This window comes from Arthrobacter sp. Soil_C_60 (genome assembly GCF_057656375.1).
In genome coordinates this window covers 222,009-246,817 of the sequence record NZ_JBDGKM010000004.1, presented here as the reverse complement: position 1 = coordinate 246,817, position 24,809 = coordinate 222,009, and the positions used below count along the sequence as shown (strand labels likewise).

Genomic DNA, 24,809 nt, shown 5'->3' with positions numbered 1-24,809 from the left:
CGGCCCGGGGCGGAAGCCTCCGCGATAGCGCCGGTGAAGTTTTACTGAAAGGAATGCTGTGCTGCGCACACATGACCTCGGCTCGCTGAGGGCTGAGCACATTGGACAGACCGTAACCCTCGCCGGCTGGGTGGCCCGCCGGCGTGATCACGGCGGCGTGGCATTCCTGGATCTGCGTGATGCCTCCGGCATTGCCCAGGTTGTGGTGCGCGAAGAGGACGTCTTTCACGCCCTGCGCAACGAATACGTGCTGCAGATCAAGGGCACGGTCGAGAAGCGGCCCGAAGGCAACGAAAACCCGGCCCTGGCCACCGGTGAGATCGAAGTCATAGCCGATTCCGTCGTCGTACTCAGTACTTCGGATCCGCTGCCGTTCCAGATCGACGAGCACGTCGAGGTCGGCGAGGAAGCACGCCTGAAGCACCGTTACCTGGACCTGCGCCGTCCCGGCCCCGCCGCCGCCATGCGGTTGCGCTCGGAGGCCAACCGGGTGGCGCGCGAGCTGCTGCACCAGGACGGTTTCGTGGAAATCGAAACCCCGACGCTGACCCGTTCCACCCCGGAAGGCGCCCGCGACTTCCTGGTGCCGGCGCGCCTGGATCCGGGCTCCTGGTACGCCCTGCCGCAGTCCCCGCAGCTGTTCAAGCAGCTGCTGCAGGTGGGCGGTTTCGAAAAGTACTACCAGATTGCCCGCTGCTACCGGGACGAAGACTTCCGCGCCGACCGCCAGCCGGAATTCACCCAGCTGGACATCGAGGCCAGCTTCGTCGAGCAGGATGACATCATCGCGCTGGGCGAGAGCATCGTGAAGGCGCTGTGGCAGCTGATCGACGTCGAGATCCCCACCCCGATCCGCCGCATGACCTACGCCGATGCCATGGCGAAGTACGGGTCCGACAAGCCTGACCTGCGGTTCGGCCTGGAGCTGACCGAGCTGACGGAGTTCTTCAAGGACACCACCTTCCGCGTCTTCCAGGCCCCGTACGTCGGCGCCGTGGTCATGCCCGGCGGTGCCTCCCAGGCCCGCCGCACGCTGGACGCTTGGCAGGAATGGGCCAAGCAGCGCGGCGCCAAGGGCCTGGCCTACGTCCTGATCCAGGAAGACGGAACGCTGAGCGGTCCGGTGGCCAAGAACCTCACCGACACCGAGCGTGCCGGCCTCGCGGATGCCGTGGGCGCCAAGCCCGGCGACTGCGTCTTCTTCGCCGCCGGCGACAAGTCCTCGGCGCGTGCGCTGCTGGGTGCCGCCCGCGTGGAGATCGGCCACCGCACCGGTTTGATTAACGACGGCGACTGGGCCTTCGTGTGGATCGTCGACGCCCCGCTGTTCGAACCGGCCGCGGCAGCAGTCGAATCGGGCGACGTGGCCGTCGGCGCGGGTGCCTGGACCGCCGTCCACCACGCCTTCACCTCGCCGAAGCCCGAGTTCATGGACACCTTCGATGAGGACCCGGCGAACGCCCTGTCCTACGCCTACGACATTGTCTGCAACGGCAACGAACTCGGCGGCGGCTCCATCCGTATCCACCAGCGGGACGTGCAGGAACGCGTCCTGGCCGTCATGGGGATCGACCAGGAGCAGGCCCAGAGCAAGTTCGGCTTCCTGCTCGAGGGCTTCAAGTACGGCGCGCCCCCGCACGGCGGCATCGCCTTCGGCTGGGACCGCGTTGTCCAGCTGCTGACTGGCTCGGACTCCATCCGCGACGTCATTGCCTTCCCGAAGACCGGCGGCGGCCACGACCCGCTGACCGATGCCCCCGCGCCGATCACCCCGCAGCAGCGCAAGGAAGCCGGCATCGACTTCAAGCCCAAGCCGAAGGACGCCTCCAAGGATGGCTCCAAGGACGGACAGAAGGATGCTGCCCAGCACTCTGTAAAGGACAGCGTCCAAAGCTGACCTGCGTTACGACTGCGCCGTCCGGCAGCCCATGGGGCAGGCCGGGCGGCGCAGTCCGTTAAGCGGCCGCCTCGTTTATCGGCCTGGCACGGCCGCCTCAAGCGGAGCTGTTGAAGCCGGGCACCGGCCACGTGATCACCGCCTTGATGCCCGCCAACTCCCGTGCGACCTCGGCGAGTTGCCGTTGCCGCGGGTCGGCGTTCAGCTCGATATGTGTCTCCGGCAGCGCCGCGAGACCGGCCAGACGTGCATCGGCCAGCAGCTGGCGCAGCAGGTCCTTGTCGCCGCCGGTGGCCAGGCACGACGGTTTGGCTGCAGGGAAGTGGCCGGCCACGTACTCGGTCGCGGTCAGCACCAGCGAGTCTGCCTGGTTGGCGCGCCTGCGGGCGTAACGCTGCTGCGACCAGCCTCCGGCGGCAGTGCGGGACTGTACATACCGGGTGCCGGATTTGGACCAGATCAGCTGCCCCTGCTCAGACGTACCGACGCTGTAGCCGCCGCGGCGCAGCAGGATCAGCCCGCAGGTTCCGATGTCCGCCGCAGCGGCGGCAAGCTGCTCCGGCCACCCTTCCGCACTCAGCTCCGGGATCAGTTGCTCCCACGGCAGGCCGAGTCTGACAGCAAAGCCGTCAGGACATGAAAGAACGACGCCGCCACCTGGCCTGGGACTGTTGACCTCACAGAGCGGATCGCCGTGGTCCGCGGCGAATTTGTCCGCCCAGGCCCGGAGTCGGCCTGGCGGCAGGTAGATGGTCTTGGTCCGTGCCATAAGCGATAGCCTAGGCAGTGTGAGTGATTTGTTCAGTGCCGGCAGCGACACGGAAGATGACCGGGACGAAGAAGCCGGCCCCGGCGGCAGTTCCGGACGTGGCGCGGGGAGCATTGAGCGGCCCCGCAGCCCGCTCGCGGTGCGGATGCGTCCCCGGACCGTGGACGAGGTGGTGGGCCAGCAGCATCTGCTCCAGCCGGGCTCGCCATTGCGGCTGCTGGCCGCCGGCGGACAGGCAACCGGTCCTGCAGGGCCCTCGTCGCTGATGCTCTGGGGGCCTCCGGGCACCGGCAAGACCACGCTGGCGCACGTCATTGCCAGGGGGCCGGGCCGGAAATTCGTGGAACTCTCCGCCATCACCGCCGGCGTCAAGGATGTGCGCCGGGTGATGGACGAGGCGCTGACGGCCCGCGACCTGCACCGGACCACCACCGTGCTGTTCCTGGACGAGATCCACCGTTTCAACAAGGCCCAGCAGGACGCGCTGCTGCCCGGTGTCGAGAACCGCTGGGTGGTGCTGGTTGCCGCCACCACCGAAAACCCGTCCTTCTCCGTTGTCTCGCCGCTGCTGTCCCGGTCGCTGCTGCTGACGCTCAAGCCGCTGACCACCGAGGACATCGAGGGGCTGCTCCAGCGTGCCGTGACGGACGAGCGCGGCTTGGCGGGCCGGGTGGAGGTCAGTGATGAGGCGCTGGAACACCTGGTCAGGCTGGCCGCCGGCGACGCACGCCGCGGCCTGACTGCACTGGAGGCGGCTGCGGGAGTGGCCTGGGGCGAGGCAGAAAATTCCGGAGAGGCAGGCCCCGTCCGCGTTGAGCTGTCGCACGCGGAGCGGGCCATGGACCGCGCAGCCCTGCGCTATGACCGCGCCGGCGACCAGCACTATGACATTGCCAGCGCCTTCATCAAGTCGATGCGCGGCTCCGATGTGGACGCCGCGCTGCACTACATGGCGCGCATGCTCGAGGCGGGGGAGGACCCGCGGTTTGTCGCCCGCCGGATCGTGATCTCCGCCTCCGAGGACGTGGGGATGGCGGACCCATCGGCGCTGCAGACAGCGGTGGCGGCCGCGCAGGCTGTGCAGCTGATCGGCATGCCCGAAGCCAGGCTGGTGCTGGCGCAGGCCGTGGTCCACATCGCCACCGCGCCCAAATCCAATGCCGCGCATGATGCGATCAACGCCGCCGTCGCCGATGTCCGGGCCGGCCGCGGGCAGGGCGTGCCGGCCCACCTGCGGGACTCGCACTACCGCGGCGCGCAGCAGCTGGGCCATGGCAAGGGCTACATCTATTCCCACGATGCCCCGCACGGCATTGCCAAGCAGCAGTATGCGCCGGACGATCTGGTAGGCAGGAATTACTACGAGCCCACCGGGAACGGCGTCGAACGCGAGATTTCGGCGCGGTTGGAACGGCTGCGCAAAATCATCCGCGGCGAATAACGACGGCGGATTCCGGCTTCCGTACGCAGTTCAGCCGTGGCGCGGCTTGGCAAAGTCCGCGGTGTCCAGGCTGATGGTGAAGGGGCCGTCGTTGACCAGCGATACTTCCATCATCGCGCCAAAGACTCCCGTTTCCACGGTGGCGCCGAGTCCGCGCAACTGCTCGACCAAGCTCTCAAGCAGCGGCTCGCTGACGTCCCCGGGCGCCGCAGCCGACCAGGAAGGCCGGCGGCCCCGGCGGGTATCGGCATACAACGTGAACTGGCTGACTACCAACAGCGGCGCGTTGACGTCGGCACAGGATTTTTCGCCGTCGAGAATCCGAAGCCGCCACATCTTCTCGGCCAGAGCCCCGGCGTCGGCGGCAGTGTCGGTGTGGGTGGCGCCGGCGAGCACCAGCAGGCCGGGACCGTCGATGGCTCCGACTACCTTTCCGTCCACGCTGACGCTGGCCCGGCTGACCCGTTGAAGAATGGCTCGCATCCGATAACTCTAATCCGAACCCGGATAGGTGCTAGAATTGTGCGCTGACTGGCAAGCCGACTCTTCGGTGCCGCAATCCACTCCTGCACGTGCACGGTTTCTTAGCGGAAACCCCTGTGTTCGCAGGAGTGCACGCGTGCATGGGAGCAAGCCGGACTGTAGCTGAAGGCAGCGGTTGACCAACGCTCTCCACACATGGAGGCCAGCAACATCACCTCACCGCATGAATTGGAAGGACATCGTGGCTAACAACACACGAGCCCGCCGCAAGGTCCGCATTTCGCGTGCCCTTGGTATTGCCCTGACCCCCAAGGCCGAAAAGTACATGGAGCGCCGTCCGTACGGTCCCGGCCAGCACGGCCGTGCCCGTCGCAAGCAGGACAGCGACTACGCCGTACGTCTGCGCGAAAAGCAGCGTCTGCGTGCCCAGTACGGCATCCGCGAAGCACAGATGACCCGTGTCTTCGAAGAGGCCCGCAACACCGCCGGTCTGACCGGTGAAAACCTGATCGAGCTGCTGGAAATGCGTCTTGACGCCCTGGTCCTGCGTGCAGGCTTCGCCCGCACCATCGCCCAGGCCCGCCAGCTGGTTGTGCACCGCCACATCATGGTTGACGGCAAGCGCGTGGACCGTCCGTCCTTCCGCGTTTCCGAAGGCCAGCTGGTGCACGTCCACGAGCGCTCCGAGAAGATGCCGCCGTTCCAGGTTGCAGCAGCCGGCGCACACCGCGACGTTCTGCCGAACGTTCCGGCCTACCTTGACGTTACGTTGGAGAAGCTCCAGGCCCGCCTGGTCCGCCGCCCCAAGCGTTCCGAGGTTCCCGTAACCTGCGAAGAGCAGCTGGTGGTTGAATACTACGCACGCTAAACCTTTCCGGGAGCTAATCCTCCCTGGAAGTTGGGCAGCGTAAAACTGCATACCGCTCTTGGGCGGAAACCTCACCGAACAGCCCGTGGCACGCGCCGCGGGCTGTTCAGTAGGTAATGTACTTACAGGTGCGCCGAAAGCAACGAGTGCCAGGCGCCGTCGTCGTTAGCCGGATCCGCCCGCGGGTGGGTTTGAAAATATGCCAAACAAAGGAGTTCCCTCCCATGTCAGGTGGAGATATCGCCGGTCTCATCGCTGCGGGCGTTTTCGCGGTGCTGGTGGCCCTGCTGGCCATACCGGTATGGAAGCTGGGGAAAGTCTTTGACGAACTTCGGGTAGCCATCCGCTCCATCAGCGACGGCACCACGCCGCTGATCGATGAAGTGACCACCACGGTGACCACCACCAATGAGCAGCTGCGGAAGGTGGATGGCATCTCGTCCAACGTTTCGGACGCCTCGGCCAATGTCTCCGCGTTGTCCTCGCTGGTCGCTGCGACGATCGGCTCGCCGCTGATCAAGGTGGCAGCCTTCTCCTACGGCGTACGCACCGCATTCAACTCGCGCGGCCAGTCCGGCAGAACTACCGAGGGCAAAGGCCGTCGCAGCCGCTAAGGCTGAGGGAGGAAACAGATGAAACGGCTTATTTGGATGGGCGCGGGAATCGCCATTGGCGTTCTGGCGGTCCGCAAGATCTCCGCGACCAAGCAGACTTTCGGGCCCGAGGGGCTGAACCGTGCGGTCGCGTCCCTGGCGGACAGCGTTGCGGATTTCACCCACACGTTCCGCACCGGCATGACCGAACGTGAAGCGGATCTGCGCGCCGCCCTGGGAATCGATTCCGCAGATCACGTCAACAACCGCTAGATTTTCCTAGGCGCATTCCCGTTTTCGGGAAGCGGCGCCGCATTTTTGTTTCACCGGAAGGGTATTTAGGCACCATGAAGTCCCATGAGATCGTTCGCCGCTGGCTCGACTTCTTCGAGAACAAGGGACATACCGTGGTGCCCTCGGCGTCGCTGGTGTCGCCGGACCCCTCGCTGCTGTTCACCGTCGCGGGCATGGTGCCGTTCATTCCGTACCTCACCGCCCGGGAAACACCGCCGTTCAACCGCGCCACGAGCGTGCAGAAGTGCATCCGCACGGCCGATATCGAAGAGGTCGGCAAGACCGTCCGGCACGGCACCTTCTTCCAGATGTGCGGCAACTTTTCTTTCGGCGACTACTTCAAGGAAGGCGCCATTACGATGGCGTGGGAGCTCCTGACCTCCCCCGTGGAAGACGGCGGATACGGCCTGCCCGCCGACCGGCTCTGGATCACCGTCTACCAGGAGGATGACGAGGCGCTGCAGATCTGGCGCGACAAGATCGGCGTGCCCGTCGAGCGGATCCAGAAGTCCGGCAAGAAAGACAACTACTGGTCCACCGGCCAGCCCGGCCCCGCCGGCCCCTGCTCCGAAATCTTCTACGACCGCGGACCCGAATACGGGATCGAGGGCGGACCCATTGCCGATGAAACGCGCTACATCGAGATCTGGAACCTGGTCTTTATGCAGTACCAGCGCGGCGAGGGCATCGGCAAGGAGGACTTCGAGATCCTTGGCGAGCTGCCCAAGAAGAACATCGACACCGGCCTGGGCATGGAACGCCTCGCCATGATCCTCCAGGGCGTGGAGAACATGTACGAGACGGACCAGGTCCGCCCCGTCCTGGACAAGGCCGCCGAGCTCTCCGGCAAGGAATACACCAGCGCCGAGACCGACGAGGACCCACACCACACCGACGACGTGCGCCTCCGCGTGGTGGCCGACCACATCCGTTCGGCCCTGATGCTGATTTCCGACGGCGTGACCCCCTCCAACGAGGGCCGCGGCTACGTGCTGCGCCGCCTGATCCGCCGTGCCGTCCGCGCCATGCGTCTGCTGGGCGTCGAACAGGCCTGCCTGCCGGAGCTGCTGCCCGTGTCCCGGGACGCGATGAAGGGAACCTACCCCGTTGTCGCCACCGACTTCGAGCGGATCAGCCGTATCGCATACGCCGAGGAGAAGGCCTTCCTGCGCACCATCGCCTCCGGCACCGCACGCCTGGAGGAAGCCGTCAAGGAGTCAAAGGCCGCCGGCAAGCCGCTCTCGGGCGAAGACGCTTTCAGCCTGCACGATACCTACGGCTTCCCGATCGACCTGACGCTGGAAATGGCCGAGGAAGCCGGGCTGAAGGTCGACGAGGCCGGCTTCCGCAGCCTGATGACCGAGCAGCGCGAGCGTGCCCAGGCCGACGCCCGGGGCAAGAAGCTCGGCCATGCAGATGTCCGCGTCTTCAACGAGCTGCTCGCCGGCGGCGAGACCGTGTTCACCGGCTACGAAGAGCTGGCCACCGAGTCCGCCGTGCGCGGCATCGTCAGCGGCGGAGCCACGGTCGGCTTCGCCAGCCAGGGCGAGGAAATCGAACTGGTCCTGAACGAGACGCCGTTCTATGCCGAAGCGGGCGGCCAGGCCGCCGACGTCGGACTTATCACCGGCGACGGCTTTGTGGTTGAGGTCCTCGACGTCCAGCGCCCGGTCAAGGGACTCAGCGTCCACAAGGCCATTGTCCGCGAGGGCGAGATCCCTGCGGATGCGAAGGTCCTGGCAGCGGTGGACCAGCAGCGCAGGCAGGCAGGCGAGCAGGCCCACTCCGGCACGCACATCATCCACGCCGCCCTGCACCAGATCCTCGGTCCGGAGGCGCTGCAGCGAGGCTCCTTCAACAAGGCAGGCTACTTGCGCTTCGACTTCTCCTGGGGCGAAGGCATCAGTGCCGCGGCCAAATCGGAAATCGAGGAAGTCTCCAACCTGGCCATCCGTAACAATTACCAGGTTGAGACGAAGGTCATGAGCCTGGCCGATGCCAAGGCGCTCGGCGCAACCGCGTTGTTCGGCGAAGCCTACGGGGACAAGGTCCGCGTAGTGGAGATCGACGGCGCGTGGTCGCGTGAGCTGTGCGGCGGTACCCATGTGGATGCCACTGCGGAGATCGGCAGCCTGACGCTGCTCGGCGAGCAGTCGGTGGGCTCCGGCAACCGCCGTGTGGAGGCGTTCGTGGGCATGGAGGCTTTCCGCCACCTGGCAGCCGAACGCGCCCTGGTCACCGAACTTTCGGAAATGCTCAAGGTTCCGGGTCCGCAGCTGCCGGACCGTATCGCTGCCACGCTGGCCAAGCTCAAGGCTGCCGAGAAGGAACTGGACCGGCTGCGCAAGGAACAGTTGGCTGCCTCGGCCGCCTCCCTCGTGGAAAAAGCCAAGGATGTCGCCGGCGTACGGCTGTTGGCGCACAATGCCGGGGAGTTGGGCGGAGCGGATGCCCTGCGGTCCCTCGCTCTGGACCTGCGCGCACGGCTCGGTTCAGACCCGGCTGCCGTCGCCATGACGGGCGTGGCGAACGGACGCCCGCTGATTCTCGTGGCGACCAACGAAGCAGCCCGTGCCGCAGGCGTCAAGGCCGGTGCGCTGGTCAAGACTGCTGCGGGCGTACTCGGCGGCGGCGGCGGTGGCAAGGACGACGTCGCCCAAGGCGGCGGCACGGACGTAACGAAAATTGATGAGGCGATCACCGCCGTCGTCAATGCCGTGGCTAACCGGGGCTAAGGACCTTAAGTGTCCAGTTCAGAGGCGCCAGCCGGAACAAAACTCGGGGTCGATGTCGGACTGGCTCGGGTCGGTCTGGCCGGCTCCGATCCCGGCGGCATCCTGGCGACGCCGATCCGCACTTTGAAGCGCGATGCGAAGAAGAACAGCGACATCCGCGTGCTGGTGAGGGAGATTGCCGAGCGTTCCGCGGTGCAGGTCTTCGTCGGCCTCCCGCGCACCATGAAGGGCGGAGAGTCTGCTTCCACCCAGATGGCGCGGGAGTACGCGGATCTGCTGGCACAGGCACTTGCCGATGCAGGCCTGGCGGTTTCAGTGAATCTAATCGATGAGCGTTTGACTACAGTCTCGGCGCATCGCACTCTTCACAGCGCTGGCATGAGCAGCCGTGAACATCGTAAAGTTGTTGATCAGGTTGCAGCAGTCGAAATACTCCAGCAGGCGCTGGACATGCAACGCGCGCTTGGACGGGACGTGGGGAGTCCTGTGGCCGTTCCGGATTCAGTCCGCAGGGGAGCCCAGGCATTGGAAGAGGAGACGAAGATTCCACACGTACATGACAGCGATGGTGAGAGCAGACGGTGAGCAATACTTATCCGGAGCATCCTCCGTATCCGGAACAACAGCCCGTTGACGAGTTGGTCGATGAGGCCGATCACCTGGCCCATGGGCATGACGATGATCCTGGCGTCTTCTACGACGAGACGCCGGTGATCAAGCGCAGCCGTCGAAACAAGATCAAGCGGCAGCGTCGGCGCCGGCGCAACATCATCATGCTGGTGGTCTTTGGCGTCTTCGCGGCAGGCCTGATCGGCGTCGTCTTGTTACTGCAAAATCTGCTGGGCATGAACGAGCTCAAAGACTATGAAGGTCCCGGTGAAGGCCAGGTAACGTTCACGGTTGAACAGGGCGCCGGTCCTCTCGCCATCGCCGCTTCGCTGGTGGAGCAGGACATTGTTGCCTCCACCGATACTTTCGTCGATGAGGTTTCGAACCAGGCCGAAGGCCGGGAGATCCAGCCGGGGCAGTACCCGCTGAAGTACCGCATGCCGGCCGCTGCAGCGGCGTCGATCCTGCTGGAGGAAAGCAACGAAGGCGTGCATTACGCGGCCATCAACCGGACCTGGCGGCAGGAAGAAGTGTTCAAGGCCCTGTCCGAGGGGACCCGGATCCCCGTTGCCGAATTCGCCAAACTGGCCGAGGACCCGCAGGCACTGGGTCTGCCCGAGCAGGCACGGAACCTGGAGGGCTATCTCTTCCCGGCCGAATACCGGTTCCCGCTGGATATCACCGCAGAGGAAATCCTGCGCGAAATGATCGGCAACACGATCGAGCGTCTGGAAGCGGACGGGATTACCGACGCCGACCAGCAGTTCCGCGTGCTGACCATCGCCAGCATCATCGAGGCGGAGGCAGGCGAGGCCGATTATGGCGCGGTTGCCGGTGCCATTGAGAACCGGCTGCAACCCGACAACACGGAGACGAACGGTCTGATCCAGTCCGACGCCACGGTCACCTATGGGCTGGGCCGTAAGGGCTACGACATCACGCCCGAAGAGAAGGCGGATAAGTCCAACCCGTACAACACCTACGCCCACACCGGTCTGCCCGTGGGGCCGATTAATTCCCCGGGCGGCCCGGCCATCGATGCCGCGGCCAATCCGGATGACGTGCCGTACTACTACTGGGTAACGGTGAATCTGGATACCGGGGAGACCAAGTTCTCCGAGACGCTTGCCGAGCACAACGCCTTCACCAAGGAATATCTGAACTGGTGCAGCGAGCAGGAGGAAGGCCGTTGCAACTAAGAAATTCCGACTCCACGGTCATTCGCCGTGGCTGAGCCGGCGCCTGCCCGGAGGGCCGCGGTTCTGGGCCATCCGATCAGTCATTCGCGGTCCCCGCTGCTGCACGGGGCCGCTTACGAACTGCTCGGCTTCGACTGTGCGTATGAGGCCATTGACCTGACCCCGGAACAGCTGCCGGCGTTCGTGGCAGGTGTGCGGGAGAGCAGTTGCTGGGCCGGGCTGTCCGTCACGATGCCGCTTAAGGCAGCCATGGTGCCGCTGATGGACGAGACGAGTGACCTCGTCCGCTCCCTGGGTGTTCTCAACACCGTGGTGGTGCGCCGGCAGCCGGACGGTACGGTTCGATTGGCCGGGCAGAACACCGACGTAGCCGGCATCATTGAGGCGCTGCGCCATGCCGGCGCTACCCCGGGCGGCCACGCAGTCATCCTCGGCGGTGGCGGCACCGCCGCGGCTGCGGCCGCCGCCCTTGCCGGACTGCAAGTGAACAGCCTGAGCGTCTGCCTGCGCGACCCGGAGAAGGCCAGCCCTGTCCTGGCCGTCGCACGTAACGCAGGGCTGGAGTGCCGGGTGGCCAGCTGGGATGACGTGATGGCCGAGCTGGCTTCGGCACAAGTGGTGGTTTCCACCTTGCCCCCGCGCGCAGCCGACCCCATCGCGGATGGGCTGGATGCCTCGGGAGCACGGCTGGACTCCCAGGTGCTGCTGGACGTCACCTACGATCCGTGGCCCAGCCGGATCGCCTCTGTCTGGAATCAACGCGGGGGCGCAATCGTTCCCGGGTTGGAAATGCTGATCTACCAGGCCGTCGAGCAAGTACGACTGTTCACGGGCATGGAGCTGGCCGAACCGGATCAAGTCATAAATGTGATGTGTGACGCTGTGGGCGCGCCCCGGCGTTAAAGCGGTGCCGTGGACATGGCAGTATTGTTTCCATGCTGCGTTGGTTAACTGCCGGTGAATCCCATGGTCCGGCCCTGGTTGGAATTATTGAAGGCGTCCCTGCCGGAGTGGAGCTCAACAGCTCCGACATCCAGGCGGCCCTGGCCCGACGCCGGCTCGGCTACGGCCGCGGCGCACGCATGAAGTTTGAGCAAGACGCCGTCACCATCACCGGTGGCGTCCGGCACGGACGCACCCAGGGCGGCCCGGTGGCCATCCAGGTGGGCAACACCGAGTGGCCCAAGTGGGAAAAGATCATGTCAGCGGATCCGGTTGATCCCGTGGAGCTGGCCGAACTGGCCCGCAACGCGCCGCTGACGCGTCCGCGGCCTGGCCACGCGGATTTCACCGGAATGCAGAAATACGGGTTCGATGAAGCCCGTCCCGTCCTGGAACGCGCCAGCGCCCGCGAGACCGCTGCCCGGGTGGCCCTTGGCACCGTGGCCGCCAATTTCCTGAAGGCTCTGGGCATCGAGCTGGTCAGCCACACGGTTTCGATTGCACGGGTTGCCGTTCCCGAGGAAAGTCCGGTGCCGCTTCCCTCCGATGTGATTGCGCTGGACGAAGATCCGCTGCGCTGCTTCGACGCCGAGACCTCGCTGGCCATGGTCCAGGAGGTTGACGCTGCCCACAAGGAAGGCGAGACCCTGGGTGGGGTTGTCGAGGTCCTGGCCTACGGCCTGCCGCCGGGGCTGGGCAGCTATGTGCATTGGGACCGCCGCCTCGACGCACGGCTCGCCGCGGCGCTGATGGGCATCCAGGCGATCAAGGGCGTTGAAGTCGGTGACGGTTTCCAGACCGCCGGCCGCCGGGGTTCGGCCGCCCATGACGAGATCGTCCGCGATTCCAGCGGCACCATCGTGCGTTCGACCAACCGTGCCGGCGGCATCGAGGGCGGCATGAGCATCGGCGATACGCTGCGTGTGCGCGCCGCCATGAAACCCATCGCCACCGTTCCCCGCGCTCTGAAGACCATCGATGTCAGCACCGGCGAAGATGCCAAGGCCCATCACCAGCGTTCCGACGTGTGCGCCGTCCCGGCAGCCGGCGTAGTCGCCGAGGCCATGGTCGCATTGGTGCTCGCGCAGGCGGTTACGGAGAAGTTCGGCGGCGATTCGGTAGCAGAGACGGCACGCAACATGCGCAGCTTCATTGAGGCTATTCCGGAATCGCTGGATTCGATCGGCAGCTAGTGCCCGACTCCATGGCTATGGCGTTAGACCGCCATCTGGTGCTGATCGGCCCGATGGCATCAGGCAAATCCACGGTGGGCCAGTTGTTCGCAGCCCGCCATGGTCTTCAGTTTGTCGACAGCGACAAGAAAATCGTGGCCAAACACGGTAGCATTCCCTCGATCTTCAGTGCCCAAGGCGAACGCGGCTTCCGTGAAATTGAGGCGCGTGAAGTTGCCGCACTGCTCACCGCTGCGGGCGATCCCTGCGTGATCTCGCTGGGCGGGGGAGCGATACTCGACACCGGCACCCAGCAGCTGCTGGCCAACTGCCGCGTGGTGTTTCTGGATGCCGACTTGGATACAGTGCTTCCGCGGATCCGTCGGGACACCGGCCGGCCGCTGCTGGCGGGGGATGCCGCGGCCCGATGGGTCGAGATGGCCGAACGCCGCCGTCCAACGTATCTGAAGCTGGCGGACCTGGTCCTGACCACGCGGAACAAATCACAAGCAGAGCTGGTCGAAGAACTTTCCGCACTGCTCAACGAAAGGCAAAACAGTTGACGAACCCGATCAGCGACCCAAAGGTCATTAAGGTCACCGGCAGCTCCCCGAACGAAAACTACGACGTCGTTGTGGGCAATGGCCTGCTGGGTCGGCTGCCCGGCATTCTCGGCGAGCGTGTGCGCAGGGTGCTGGTCATCCATCCGCGCGCGCTTCGTGCCACCGGCGATGCGGTGCGCCAGGATCTGGATGCGGCCGGATTCACCGCGTTGACCGCGGAAATTCCCGACGCCGAAGAGGGCAAGCACATCCAGGTCGCTTCCTTCTGCTGGCAGGTGCTGGGGCAGAACGATTTCACCCGGTCCGACGCCATCGTCACGGTCGGCGGAGGGGCGGTCACCGACGTGGGCGGATTTGTTGCCGCTACCTGGCTGCGGGGCGTGAGGGTGGTCCACATCCCCACGAGCCTGCTTGGCATGGTCGACGCAGCGGTCGGCGGGAAGACCGGGATCAACACATCCGAAGGCAAGAACTTGGTTGGCGCCTTCCATCCGCCGGCGGCAGTGCTCGCTGATCTGGACGCCTTGGCTACCCTGCCCAGGAATGAGCTGCTCACCGGCATGGCGGAAGTGGTCAAATGCGGTTTCATCGCGGACGCCGCCATTCTTGACCTCATCGAGGCAGCACCGGATGCCGTCGCAGACCCCGAATCTGCTGTGGTGCGGGAGCTGGTGGAGCGCTCTATCGCCGTCAAGGCGGAGATTGTGTCCAGCGATCTGAAGGAAGCCGGCCGTCGGGAGTTCCTCAATTACGGCCACACCCTGGGCCATGCCATAGAACTCGCAGAGCGCTACAGTTGGCGTCATGGGGCGGCAGTATCGGTAGGCCTGACATTTGCCGCCGAGCTCTCGCGGATGGTCGGCCGCCTGGACGATGAAACAGCGGACCGGCACAAGCGGATCCTCCAGTCCCTGGAACTGCCGGTCACCTATCGCCGTGACCGCTGGGCGGCGCTGCTGGACGGAATGAAGCGGGACAAGAAGGCCCGCGGAGACCTGCTGCGGTTCGTTGTCCTGGACGCTCTGGAAAAGCCGGCAATCCTCGATGTTCCGGACACTTCGCTGCTCTTCGCCGCGTACCAGGAGATCGCCGAATAGTTGGTCTGCGCTCAGCAGGTAGAATTACCGATGAACTTTCCACACACAAGTTGTATCGACGAAAGAGAAACTGTGGCGACAACCAACGACATTAAGAACGGCACCGTGCTGAAGCTGGACGGCCAGCTGTGGAACGTCATCGAGTTCCAGCACGTCAAGCCGGGCAAGGGCGGCGCTTTCGTTCGCACCAAGATCAAGAATGTTGTCAGCGGCAAGATCCAGGACAAGACCTTCAACGCAGGCCTGAAGATCGAGACCGCTACGGTTGACCGCCGCGACTACACCTACCTGTACAAGGACGGCGACGACTTCGTCTTCATGGACGTGCAGGATTATGACCAGGTCACCGTGCCGGGCCCCGTTGTCGGCGATGACGAGAGCTTCCTGCTGGAAAACATCAAGGTCAACATCGCGATGCACGACGGTACGCCGCTGTACATCGAATTGCCGGCCTCCGTGACCATGGAAATCACCTACACCGAGCCGGGCCTTCAGGGCGACCGCTCCACCGGCGGAACCAAGCCGGCGACAGTTGAAACCGGTTACCAGATCCAGGTTCCGCTGTTCCTGGAAACCGGTACCAAGGTCAAGGTTGATACCCGCAGCGGCGATTACCTGGGACGTGTTAACGACTAGTGAGTGCACCCACTTCCGCACGCGGCAAAGCCCGGCGCCGCGCCGTCGATGTTCTGTTTGAAGCGGAGCAGCGTTCCGTTTCGGCGTTCGACGCGCTTCGGGACCGCCGCGAAAAAACGGATCAGGTTATCAACCCCTACACGGTGGACATCGTTGAGGGCGTCGTAGCCATGCAGGCCCAGATCGACGAATTCCTGACTACCTACTCCCAAGGCTGGCCGCTGGAACGGATGCCCAGCGTGGACCGCATCATCCTGCGGGTGGGCTCCTGGGAGCTGCTGTACAACGAAGATATTCCGGATGGGGTAGCGGTCAGCGAAGCAGTCGAACTGGCCAAGACGCTCTCAACGGATGAATCGCCGTCGTTCGTCAACGGTCTCCTCGGCCGGCTGCAGCAACTGAAGCCGACCCTGCTGGCGTGATTGACTGCGGCTGCAGGCAGGCCTGATCGAGCTTCGAAGGTGGTCCCCGTGATGGGGGCCACCTTCGGGCGTTTTTGGGCTGTCCGCCCCTGGCCCTGTGATAGTTTTGACTACGCAACCAGCCTTTAAATCCGTCCTGTGAGGCGGGGAAGGAGGAGGCAACAATATGAGCACGTCAGCCGCGGCGCCATCGCCGCAACCAGCCCGTGTAGTTCTTGCCGAAGCGGACATCGACCGCGCCCTCACTCGTATAGCCCATGAGATTCTCGAGGCGAACAAGGGATCCAAGGATCTTGTTCTGCTGGGCATTCCGCGCCGCGGCTATCCATTGGCCCGCCGCCTTGCCGCTAAAATTGCGGCCACCGATCCCGGTGTGAAGGCCGATGACATTACCGGCCAGCTGGACGTCACCATGTTCCGTGACGATCTCAAACGCCAGCCGACCAGGGCTCCGCTGCCCACCCAGCTTCCCGCTACTGGCATCGACGACAAAGTCGTGGTGCTCGTCGACGACGTGCTCTATTCGGGCCGGACCATCCGCGCCGCCCTCGACGCCCTCGTTGACCTGGGCCGTCCGCGCATCGTCCGACTCGCCGTCCTGGTGGACCGCGGCCACCGCGAACTGCCAATCCGCGCGGACCACGTGGGCAAAAACCTGCCGACGTCTTCGGCCGAAAAGGTGCGGGTGCACCTGGCCGAGACGGATACCGTGGACGGCCGGCCCGTCAACGAAGTAGTGATCGAGGACCGCACCGCATGAGGCATTTGCTCTCCACCGAAGACCTCGGCAAGGACGACGCCGTACGGATTCTGGATACCGCCGAAGAAATGGCCGCCGTGTCCGACCGCGAGGTCAAGAAACTTCCCGTCCTGCGCGGCCGTACCGTAGTCAACCTTTTCTTCGAGGACTCAACGCGTACGCGGATCTCCTTCGAGGCGGCCGCTAAACGGCTGTCGGCGGACGTGATCAACTTCGCCGCCAAGGGATCCTCCGTGTCCAAGGGCGAGTCGCTCAAGGACACCGCGCAGACGCTCGAAGCGATGGGGGCCGACGCCGTCGTTATCCGACATTGGGCCTCCGGCGCGCCGGCAAGGCTCGCGGCCTCGGGCTGGATCGACGCTGCCGTGGTCAACGCCGGTGACGGCACGCACGAACATCCCACGCAGGCGCTGCTGGACGCGTTCACCATGCGCCGCAACTGGGCGCGCATCAACGGTACGGCCTCCCTCGGCACGGATTTGTCCGGCATGAAAGTGGCCATTGTCGGCGATGTGCTCCACTCCCGGGTGGCGCGCTCCAACCTCTGGCTGCTGCGCACCCTGGGCGCCGACGTCACGATGGTTGCTCCGCCCACATTGCTTCCGGTAGGCGTCGCGAAGTGGCCCTGCACCGTCAGCTACGACCTGGACGAAACCCTGGCAACCGGCCCGGACGCCGTCATGATGCTGCGCCTTCAGGGCGAACGGATGAACGCCGCGTTCTTCCCGTCCACCCGGGAATACTCGCGGCGCTGGGGCTTCGATGACCGCCGCCTCCAGGCGCTGGATTCGCACGGCCTGACGGACACGATCATCATGCATCCGGGCCCGATGAACCGCGGACTGGAAATATCCGCAGCCGCAGCGGACTCGCCCCGCTCCACTGTCTTGCAGCAGGTGCGCAACGGCGTCTCAGTACGCATGGCCGCCCTCTATCTGCTCCTCTCCGGCGAGACCCACACCGCACCCGCAACTATCCAGGAGGCCCAGCGATGACCGCTACAGCACCCAACGAAGCTACGGCCTATCTGGTCAAGGGAGCCGCAATCGGCAGCGGCGCCGCGACCGACCTGCTGATCCGCAACGGGGTCATCACCGAAACCGGCACCGGGCTCAGCGCCGCCGGTGCCACCGTGATCGACGCCGAGGGCCTCGTGGCCGTGCCGGGGATGGTGGACCTGCACACCCACCTGCGCGAACCCGGACGTGAAGACGCCGAGACCGTGGAGACAGGCAGCCGGGCCGCCGCCCTCGGTGGTTTCACCGCCGTCCACGCGATGGCGAACAGCTCGCCCGTGGCGGACACAGCCGGCGTCGTCGAGCAGGTTTACACCCTGGGCCGCAAGGCCGGCTGGACCGATGTCCGTCCGGTCGGAGCCGTGACCATCGGACTGGCCGGCGAACGCTTGGCCGAACTCGGGGCGATGGCCGATTCGCGCGCCCGCGTCCGGGTCTTCTCCGACGACGGCATCTGCGTCCACGATCCGGTACTGATGCGCCGGGCGCTGGAATACGTCAAGGCGTTCGACGGCGTCATCGCCCAGCACGCCCAGGAACCCCGGCTGACGGACGGGGCCCAGATGAACGAGGGTGATGTCTCCGCCGTGCTCGGCATGACCGGCTGGCCCGCCGTCGCCGAGGAAAGCATCATTGCCCGCGACGTGCTCCTGGCCCAGCACGTGGACTCCCGGCTGCACGTCTGCCACGTCTCCACCGCCGGTTCCGTGGAGATCATCCGCTGGGCGAAGCAGCGCGGCATCAAGGTCACGGCCGAGGTCACTCCGCACCACCTGTGGCTCACGGACGAACTGGTCCGCAGCTACGACCCGGTCTACAAGGTGAACCCGCCGCTGCGCACCGATGAAGACGTGCAGGCTTTGCGGGCGGGACTGGCCGACGGCACCATCGACATCATCGGCACCGACCACGCCCCGCATCCCAGCGAAGCCAAGGAATGTGAGTGGGCGCAGGCCGCGATGGGCATGACCGGACTGGAGACCGCGCTCTCCGTGGTCCAGCACACCATGATCGAGTCGGGTCTGATCGGCTGGGACGATTTCGCCCGGATTACCTCCTTGATGCCGGCGCAGATCGGCCGGCTGCAGGACCAGGGCCAGCCGCTGGAGACCGGCTCCGCCGCCAACATCACGCTGATCGACCCGGCGGCGCGCTGGACGGTTGAGCCGAACAAGATGGCGACCATGGGACGCAACTCGCCGTTCGCCGGCCGGGAGCTTCCGGGCCGCGTGGTGGCAACCTTCTACCAGGGCCACCCCACCGTTCTGGACGGGAGCCTCAACACCCCGCGGACCGCAGAGGGGGAGTAGCTCCAGTGGAATATCTTGGCCCCGGGCTCCTCACACTGAGCCTGATCATCGTCCTGCTGGCGCTGGTTTTTGTCGGCTGGCGCAGCAGGCTCAAGCGGCAGCAGGACATCGCCCCGCTGCCCCAGATTCCGGACGACGTCGATAATCCATCCGCGGCGTATGACGGGCAGTACGTCGTGACGACGACGGCGGGGGACTGGCTGGACCGCCTTGCGGTCCATGGCCTGGGGATCCGCTCCGGCGCCCTGCTGCGCCTCTACGACCACGGACTGCTGTTCGAACGACGCGGTGCCACGGACGTCTACATCCCGGCCGGAAGCATCAGGGCCGTACGGTCCGAAAGCGGGATGATCGGGAAGTTCGTGGAGAAAGACGGACTGGCCGTGATCACTTGGAATTTGGGCGGGCAGGACGTGGACACCGCGTTCCGCAACCGCCACGCCGAGGAGAAAAAGCCGCTCCTGGCGCACCTGAACTCTTACCTACCTACTGCTGCACCTGACGAAGACTAGGAACTACAGTGACAGATCATCAAACAACTTCCTCGAATGCAGCGCTGCTGATTCTTGAAGACGGCCGCACATTCCGCGGACGCAGCTACGGTGCCCAGGGCACGGCGTTGGGCGAGGCGGTTTTCGCCACCGGCATGACCGGTTACCAGGAAACCATCACGGACCCGTCCTACGCCCGCCAGCTGGTGGTGCAGACCGCTCCGCACATCGGCAACACCGGCGTCAACCGCGAGGACGCGGAGTCCCGCAGGATCTGGGTTGCCGGCTACATTGTCCGCGACGCCGCCCGCAGGCCGTCCAACTGGCGCTCCGAGCGCAGCCTGGACGAGGAACTGATCGAACAGGGCATCATCGGCATCCAGGGCGTCGACACCCGGGCCATCACGCGGCACCTGCGCGAACGCGGCGCCATGAAGGCCGGAATCTTCTCCGGCGAGGAAGCCGCCCGGCCCATGCCGGAGCTGCTGGCCGAGGTCAACGGACAGGCTCCAATGGAGGGCGCCCGGCTGGCCGAGGAGGTCAGCATCGATGCCGCCTATGTGGTCGAGCCGGCAGATCACGGCTGGGAAGGTGAACCGCGCTTCAGCATCGCCGCACTGGACCTCGGCATCAAATCCATGACGCCGCAGCGTTTCGCCGAACGTGGCGTGCGCGTGCATGTGCTGCCTGCCAGCGCAACCTTGGCAGACATCCAGGCAGTGAATCCCGACGGCGTTTTCATGTCCAACGGCCCCGGCGACCCTGCCACCGCTGACACTCAAGTAGGCATGCTGCGGGACGTCCTGGACGCCAGGATGCCGTTCTTCGGCATCTGTTTCGGCAACCAGATTCTGGGCCGGGCCCTGGGCTTCGGCACCTACAAACTACGCTATGGGCATCGCGGCATCAACCAGCCGGTGATGGACCGCCGCACCGGTAAAGTGGAGATCACCTCCCAGAACCACGGTTTCGCCGTCGACGCTCCCACCGACGGGGTCACCCGCGCACCGGAAGAACGCTTCGGCCGGGTCGAGGTCAGCCACGTCAGCCTCAACGACGACGTCGTCGAGGGCCTGGCCTGCCTGGACATCCCTGCCTTCTCGGTCCAGTACCACCCCGAAGCCGCAGCCGGCCCGCATGACTCGGCCTACCTCTTCGACCGCTTCATTGATCTGATGGCGGCCGAAAAGAAGAATCCCGGCACTACGGATGCTGCCGACGTCTCCAAAGCACTTATTGCAGACACCGATACAACTGTCGCCGTCGCCAGCGACGCCAAGGAAGAAAACTAATGCCCAAGAGAACAGACCTCAAAAGCGTTCTGGTTATCGGCTCCGGCCCCATCGTCATCGGACAGGCCGCCGAATTCGACTACTCCGGCACGCAGGCCCTGCGGGTGCTCAAGGAGGAAGGCCTGCGGGTCATCCTGGTGAACTCCAACCCGGCCACGATCATGACGGACCCTGAGTTCGCCGACGCCACCTACGTCGAGCCGATCACTCCCGAGATCGTCGAGAAGATCATCGCCAAGGAACGCCCGGATGCCGTGCTGCCGACCCTGGGCGGCCAGACCGCGCTGAACACCGCCATCGCGCTGGACAAGAACGGCGTCCTGGACAAGTACAACGTCGAACTCATCGGCGCCAACATCGAAGCCATTGAACTCGGCGAGGACCGGGAGAAGTTCAAGGGCGTCGTGGAACGCTGTGGCGCCGAGTCCGCCAAGTCCATCATCGTGCACTCCATGGATGAGGCCTTCAAGGCAGCCGATGAGCTGGGCTACCCGATGGTGGTCCGGCCGTCCTTCACCATGGGTGGTCTCGGTTCCGGAATGGCGTACAACGCGGAGGACCTGCGCCGCATTGCCGGCGCCGGCATCCAGTACAGCCCCACCAGCGAGGTCCTGCTCGAAGAGAGCATCCTGGGCTGGAAGGAATACGAGCTCGAGATGATGCGGGACAAGAACGACAACGTGGTTGTCGTCTGCTCCATCGAGAACTTCGATCCGGTCGGCGTGCACACCGGGGACTCCATCACCGTGGCGCCCGCCTTGACCCTGACGGACCGCGAATACCAGCGGCTGCGCGACATTTCCATCGCGGTGATCCGCGAGGTCGGCGTCGATACCGGCGGCTGCAACATCCAGTTCGCGATCGAGCCGGATACCGGCCGCGTCGTCGTTATTGAGATGAACCCGCGCGTTTCCCGCTCCTCGGCCCTGGCCTCGAAGGCAACCGGCTTCGCCATCGCCAAGATCGCCACCAAACTCTCCCTGGGCTACACGCTGGACGAAATTCCCAACGACATCACCCAGAAGACGCCGGCTTCGTTCGAGCCGACGCTGGACTACGTTGTCGTCAAGGTCCCGCGCTTTGCCTTCGAGAAGTTCCCGGCGGCCGATCCGACACTGACCACCACCATGAAGTCCGTCGGCGAGGCCATGGCGCTGGGCCGGAACTTCACCGAAGCGCTGCAGAAGGCCCTGCGCTCACTGGAGCAGAAGGACGCGCAGCTGACCTTCGATCCGGTCAACGACTTCGAGGTTCCGGAACTGCTGGAAAAGGCCAAAACCGGCACGACCGAGCGGCTGTCACAGGTCCAGCGCGCCCTGCTGGGCGGCGCCACCGTGGAACAGCTGTACGAAGCCACCGGCATCGACCCGTGGTTCCTGGACCAGCTGCAGCTGATCAACGAGATCGCCGCCGAGATCCGCAATGCGCCTGCCCTCACCGAGGAGATCCTGCGCCTCGCCAAACGGCACGGCTTCTCCGACGAGCAGATCGGCAAGCTGACCAACACCCCCGAGGCCGTAGTGCGCGGCGTGCGGCACGCACTGGGCATCCGCCCGGTGTTCAAGACCGTGGATACCTGCGCAGCGGAATTCGCGGCCTACACGCCGTACCACTACTCCTCCTATGACGAGGAGGACGAGGTCGAGCTGCACGCCAAGCCGTCCGTGATCATCCTCGGCTCGGGCCCGAACCGGATCGGCCAGGGCATCGAGTTCGACTACAGCTGCGTGCACGCGACCATGGCCCTGCGCAGTGCCGGCTACGAGACGGTCATGATCAACTGCAACCCGGAAACCGTCTCCACGGACTACGACATCTCCAACCGTCTCTACTTCGAACCGCTGACGCTCGAAGACGTGCTGGAGGTCATCGCGGCTGAAGAGCGCACCGGCGGCGTGATGGGCGTCTTCGTCCAGCTCGGCGGCCAGACCCCGCTCAAGCTGGCCCAGGCACTGGCCGACGCGGGCATCCCCATCCTTGGCACGTCGCCCGAAGCGATCGATCTGGCCGAGCACCGCGGTGCCTTCCAGCGGGTGCTCGACGCGGCCGGTCTGATAGCCCCGAAGAACGGGACCGCAGTCTCCTTCGAGGAAGCAAAAAAGATCGCCGACGAAATCGGCTACCCGGTGCTGGTCCGCCCGTCCTACGTACTGGGCGGCCGCGGCATGGAGATTGTCTACGACGAGCCCAACCTCTCGCGCTACATCGCCAACGCCACGGAAATCACCCCGGACCACCCGGTCCTGGTGGACCGTTTCCTCGAAGACGCCATTGAGATCGACGTCGACGCGCTGTATGACGGCAAGGACATGTACCTGGGCGGAATCATGGAGCACATCGAGGAAGCCGGCATCCACTCCGGCGACTCGGCCTGTGTCCTGCCGCCGATCACCCTCGGCACTTCCGTCATCGAACGGGTCCGCGAGGCTACGTTCGCGATCGCCCAGGGTGTCGGCGTGCGCGGTCTGATCAACATCCAGTTCGCCCTCGCCTCGGACGTGCTGTATGTCATCGAGGCCAATCCGCGTGCCTCCCGTACCGTGCCGTTCGTGTCCAAGGCCACCGGCGTCCAGCTGGCCAAGGCCGCCGCGCTGATCGGCACCGGCGTGACCATCCACCAGCTGCGCACCGCTTACAAGATGCTGCCGGAGACGGGGGACGGTTCCACCCTGCCGCTGGATGCACCGGTGGCCGTGAAGGAAGCCGTGCTGCCCTTCAACCGCTTCCGCACTCCCGAGGGCACGGTTGTTGACTCGCTGCTCGGCCCGGAAATGCGTTCCACCGGCGAAGTGATGGGTATCGACAAGTACTTCGACACGGCCTTCGCCAAGTCCCAGGCCGCCGCCAACAGCGCCCTGCCCACGTCCGGCAAGGTGTTCGTTTCCGTGGCGAACCGGGACAAGCGTTCCATCATCATGCCCGTGAAGCTGCTGGTCGATCTGGGCTTCGAAATCCTCTCCACGGGCGGCACCGCCGAAGTGCTGCGGCGCAACGGCATCCAGTCCACCACCGTGCGCAAGGTTGCCGAAGGCCGCGGCCCCGACGGCGAAGGCACCATAGTGGATCTGATCACCGAAGGTGCCATCGGCCTGATCCTGAACACCCCCTCGGGTGGACAGGCACGCGGGGACGGCTACGAGATCCGCGCCGCCGCAACCTCGGTAGGTACGCCTGTCATCACCACCGTGTCCGAATTCGGCGCGGCGATCCAGGCCATCGAAGCCATGCGCCAGTACGAGTGGGACGTCACCAGCCTGCAGGAGCACGCCCTGAAGCTGAAGGCCGCCGTCGATGCCTGACGCCGCCTCCGGACCCGCCGCGTCCTTCGGGGCGCGGCTGCGGGCCGCCATGCAGAAACACGGACAGCTGTGCGTGGGCATCGATCCGCATCCGGCCTTGCTGGAGTCCTGGGGTTTGAACGACGACGCCGATGGGCTGGAACGCTTTTCCCTCACCGTGCTGGAGGCGGTGGGGGAGGGCGTTGCCGCGCTCAAGCCGCAGGTGGCGCTCTTCGAGCGCCACGGCTCACGAGGCCTTGCGGCCCTGGAGAAGTTTCTCGCCGCCGCGGCGGCGGCCGAGGTGCTGACTATTGCCGATGCCAAACGCGGCGATATCGGTTCCACCATGGCCGCATACGCCCAGGCTTGGCTTGCAGACGGCTCGCCGCTGGCCGCGGATGCCGTGACGCTGAGCCCGTACCTTGGCTACGAGTCGTTGCGGCCGGCCCTTGATCTGGCTGCCGGAACGGGGCGGGGCGTGTTCGTGCTGGCCCTGACGTCGAATCCTGAAGGCGCCAGCGTCCAGCATGCCGGCGGCGCAGACTCCGTTGCGCGCCGGATTGTGGAGGCCGCGTCGGCTGACAATGCTGCCGCGGACCGCGACGGCACGCTGGGGTCCGTGGGCCTCGTGGTGGGTGCCACGGTTGCGGACGCGCCTGCGCAGCTGGGCTTGGATCTGGCCGCGCTCAACGGTCCGGTCCTGGCGCCCGGTCTCGGCGCGCAGGGTGCAACCGGCGCGGACCTGCGACGCACCTTCGGCCGGGCCTACGGCAATGTACTGGCGACTTCGAGCCGGGAAATCCTCAGGGCCGGACCGGACCCGCAGGGCCTGCGTTCGGCAGTCGACAGCACAATGGAAATGCTTGCGGACTGAGGTCTGCAGCGATCGGGCTCCGGGGAGGATTGATTTTCCCGGGCGCTAGCGGATAGGTTCAGTGCAAG

At 65.4% G+C, this 24,809-nt stretch carries 23 protein-coding genes; 21 read left to right on the top strand and 2 right to left on the bottom strand.

The annotated features are described in order from the left end of the window. Nucleotides 1-58 precede the first annotated feature (58 nt). A complete protein-coding gene (gene aspS / locus AC3A4M_RS10840) occupies nucleotides 59-1,897 on the top strand; it encodes an aspartate--tRNA ligase (RefSeq protein ID WP_498735750.1) in 1,839 nt (612 codons plus the stop codon). 97 nt (nucleotides 1,898-1,994) lie between these two features. Here aspS and AC3A4M_RS10835 read toward each other — a convergent pair whose 3' ends face one another. Beyond that, nucleotides 1,995-2,666: an acVLRF1 family peptidyl-tRNA hydrolase gene (locus AC3A4M_RS10835; protein WP_498735749.1), complete on the bottom strand. Its 672-nt coding sequence runs from the start codon at nucleotides 2,664-2,666 to the stop codon at nucleotides 1,995-1,997. 19 nt (nucleotides 2,667-2,685) lie between these two features. Here AC3A4M_RS10835 and AC3A4M_RS10830 point away from each other — a divergent pair, with 19 nt between their 5' ends. Continuing rightward, nucleotides 2,686-4,107 carry a replication-associated recombination protein A gene (locus AC3A4M_RS10830; RefSeq protein ID WP_498735748.1) on the top strand — a complete coding sequence of 474 codons (1,422 nt, stop codon included), beginning with the start codon at nucleotides 2,686-2,688 and terminating at the stop codon, nucleotides 4,105-4,107. Between the two features lie 30 nt (nucleotides 4,108-4,137). On the opposite strand, the gene dtd is transcribed toward AC3A4M_RS10830, so the two are convergent. After that, nucleotides 4,138-4,590 carry a D-aminoacyl-tRNA deacylase gene (gene dtd, locus AC3A4M_RS10825; protein WP_498735747.1) on the bottom strand — a complete coding sequence of 151 codons (453 nt, stop codon included), beginning with the start codon at nucleotides 4,588-4,590 and terminating at the stop codon, nucleotides 4,138-4,140. 241 nt (nucleotides 4,591-4,831) lie between these two features. On the opposite strand from dtd, the gene rpsD reads away from it, so the two are divergent. The 19 genes from rpsD to pyrF all read left to right on the top strand — a co-directional run bounded on the left by rpsD (nucleotide 4,832) and on the right by pyrF (nucleotide 24,741). Continuing rightward, nucleotides 4,832-5,458 carry a 30S ribosomal protein S4 gene (gene rpsD, locus AC3A4M_RS10820; RefSeq protein WP_074703404.1) on the top strand — a complete coding sequence of 209 codons (627 nt, stop codon included), beginning with the start codon at nucleotides 4,832-4,834 and terminating at the stop codon, nucleotides 5,456-5,458. Nucleotides 5,459-5,682: 224 nt separating this feature from the next. Then, nucleotides 5,683-6,072 (top strand): DUF948 domain-containing protein, encoded by a 390-nt coding sequence (locus tag AC3A4M_RS10815; protein WP_139003451.1) that lies wholly within the window; start codon nucleotides 5,683-5,685, stop codon nucleotides 6,070-6,072. 18 nt (nucleotides 6,073-6,090) lie between these two features. Further along, nucleotides 6,091-6,324 (top strand): hypothetical protein, encoded by a 234-nt coding sequence (locus tag AC3A4M_RS10810; RefSeq protein WP_170837969.1) that lies wholly within the window; start codon nucleotides 6,091-6,093, stop codon nucleotides 6,322-6,324. 74 nt (nucleotides 6,325-6,398) lie between these two features. Further along, on the top strand, nucleotides 6,399-9,080 hold the full coding sequence (alaS, locus tag AC3A4M_RS10805) for an alanine--tRNA ligase (RefSeq protein ID WP_498735746.1): 2,682 nt from the start codon (nucleotides 6,399-6,401) through the stop codon (nucleotides 9,078-9,080). A gap of 9 nt (nucleotides 9,081-9,089) precedes the next feature. Continuing rightward, the gene (ruvX, locus tag AC3A4M_RS10800; RefSeq protein ID WP_498735745.1) at nucleotides 9,090-9,665 is read left to right on the top strand and encodes a Holliday junction resolvase RuvX; all 576 of its coding nucleotides are present in this window, start codon (nucleotides 9,090-9,092) and stop codon (nucleotides 9,663-9,665) included. Continuing rightward, a complete protein-coding gene (gene mltG, locus AC3A4M_RS10795) occupies nucleotides 9,662-10,888 on the top strand; it encodes an endolytic transglycosylase MltG (RefSeq protein ID WP_498735744.1) in 1,227 nt (408 codons plus the stop codon). Before ruvX ends, mltG begins: the two co-directional genes overlap by 4 nt. Nucleotides 10,889-10,915: 27 nt before the next feature. Further along, nucleotides 10,916-11,791 (top strand): shikimate dehydrogenase, encoded by an 876-nt coding sequence (locus tag AC3A4M_RS10790; protein ID WP_498735743.1) that lies wholly within the window; start codon nucleotides 10,916-10,918, stop codon nucleotides 11,789-11,791. Between the two features lie 32 nt (nucleotides 11,792-11,823). Further along, complete coding sequence (gene aroC, locus AC3A4M_RS10785; RefSeq protein WP_498731420.1) at nucleotides 11,824-13,023, top strand: chorismate synthase; 1,200 nt, start codon at nucleotides 11,824-11,826, stop codon at nucleotides 13,021-13,023. Between the two features lie 11 nt (nucleotides 13,024-13,034). Next, a complete protein-coding gene (locus AC3A4M_RS10780; protein WP_498735742.1) occupies nucleotides 13,035-13,565 on the top strand; it encodes a shikimate kinase in 531 nt (176 codons plus the stop codon). Between the two features lie 8 nt (nucleotides 13,566-13,573). Further along, entirely contained in the window at nucleotides 13,574-14,662 is a 1,089-nt protein-coding gene (gene aroB, locus AC3A4M_RS10775; protein ID WP_498735965.1) for a 3-dehydroquinate synthase, read from the top strand. A gap of 72 nt (nucleotides 14,663-14,734) precedes the next feature. Next, complete coding sequence (gene efp, locus AC3A4M_RS10770) at nucleotides 14,735-15,298, top strand: elongation factor P (protein WP_498731418.1); 564 nt, start codon at nucleotides 14,735-14,737, stop codon at nucleotides 15,296-15,298. Continuing rightward, nucleotides 15,298-15,720, top strand: a complete 423-nt coding sequence (nusB, locus tag AC3A4M_RS10765) for a transcription antitermination factor NusB (RefSeq protein ID WP_498731417.1) — start codon at nucleotides 15,298-15,300, stop codon at nucleotides 15,718-15,720. Before efp ends, nusB begins: the two co-directional genes overlap by 1 nt. A 166-nt stretch (nucleotides 15,721-15,886) precedes the next feature. Then, nucleotides 15,887-16,480 carry a bifunctional pyr operon transcriptional regulator/uracil phosphoribosyltransferase PyrR gene (gene pyrR, locus AC3A4M_RS10760; protein ID WP_498735741.1) on the top strand — a complete coding sequence of 198 codons (594 nt, stop codon included), beginning with the start codon at nucleotides 15,887-15,889 and terminating at the stop codon, nucleotides 16,478-16,480. Then, nucleotides 16,477-17,475: an aspartate carbamoyltransferase catalytic subunit gene (locus AC3A4M_RS10755; protein ID WP_498731415.1), complete on the top strand. Its 999-nt coding sequence runs from the start codon at nucleotides 16,477-16,479 to the stop codon at nucleotides 17,473-17,475. Before pyrR ends, AC3A4M_RS10755 begins: the two co-directional genes overlap by 4 nt. After that, nucleotides 17,472-18,806 (top strand): dihydroorotase, encoded by a 1,335-nt coding sequence (locus AC3A4M_RS10750; protein WP_498735740.1) that lies wholly within the window; start codon nucleotides 17,472-17,474, stop codon nucleotides 18,804-18,806. Before AC3A4M_RS10755 ends, AC3A4M_RS10750 begins: the two co-directional genes overlap by 4 nt. Nucleotides 18,807-18,811: 5 nt before the next feature. After that, nucleotides 18,812-19,318, top strand: coding sequence for a PH-like domain-containing protein (locus AC3A4M_RS10745; RefSeq protein WP_498735739.1), 507 nt, complete (start codon nucleotides 18,812-18,814; stop codon nucleotides 19,316-19,318). Between the two features lie 8 nt (nucleotides 19,319-19,326). Continuing rightward, nucleotides 19,327-20,589, top strand: a complete 1,263-nt coding sequence (gene carA / locus AC3A4M_RS10740) for a glutamine-hydrolyzing carbamoyl-phosphate synthase small subunit (RefSeq protein WP_498735738.1) — start codon at nucleotides 19,327-19,329, stop codon at nucleotides 20,587-20,589. Continuing rightward, complete coding sequence (carB, locus tag AC3A4M_RS10735) at nucleotides 20,589-23,888, top strand: carbamoyl-phosphate synthase large subunit (RefSeq protein ID WP_498735737.1); 3,300 nt, start codon at nucleotides 20,589-20,591, stop codon at nucleotides 23,886-23,888. The genes carA and carB overlap by 1 nt, the downstream gene beginning before the upstream one ends. Continuing rightward, on the top strand, nucleotides 23,881-24,741 hold the full coding sequence (gene pyrF, locus AC3A4M_RS10730; RefSeq protein WP_498735736.1) for an orotidine-5'-phosphate decarboxylase: 861 nt from the start codon (nucleotides 23,881-23,883) through the stop codon (nucleotides 24,739-24,741). Before carB ends, pyrF begins: the two co-directional genes overlap by 8 nt. Nucleotides 24,742-24,809 lie beyond the last annotated feature (68 nt).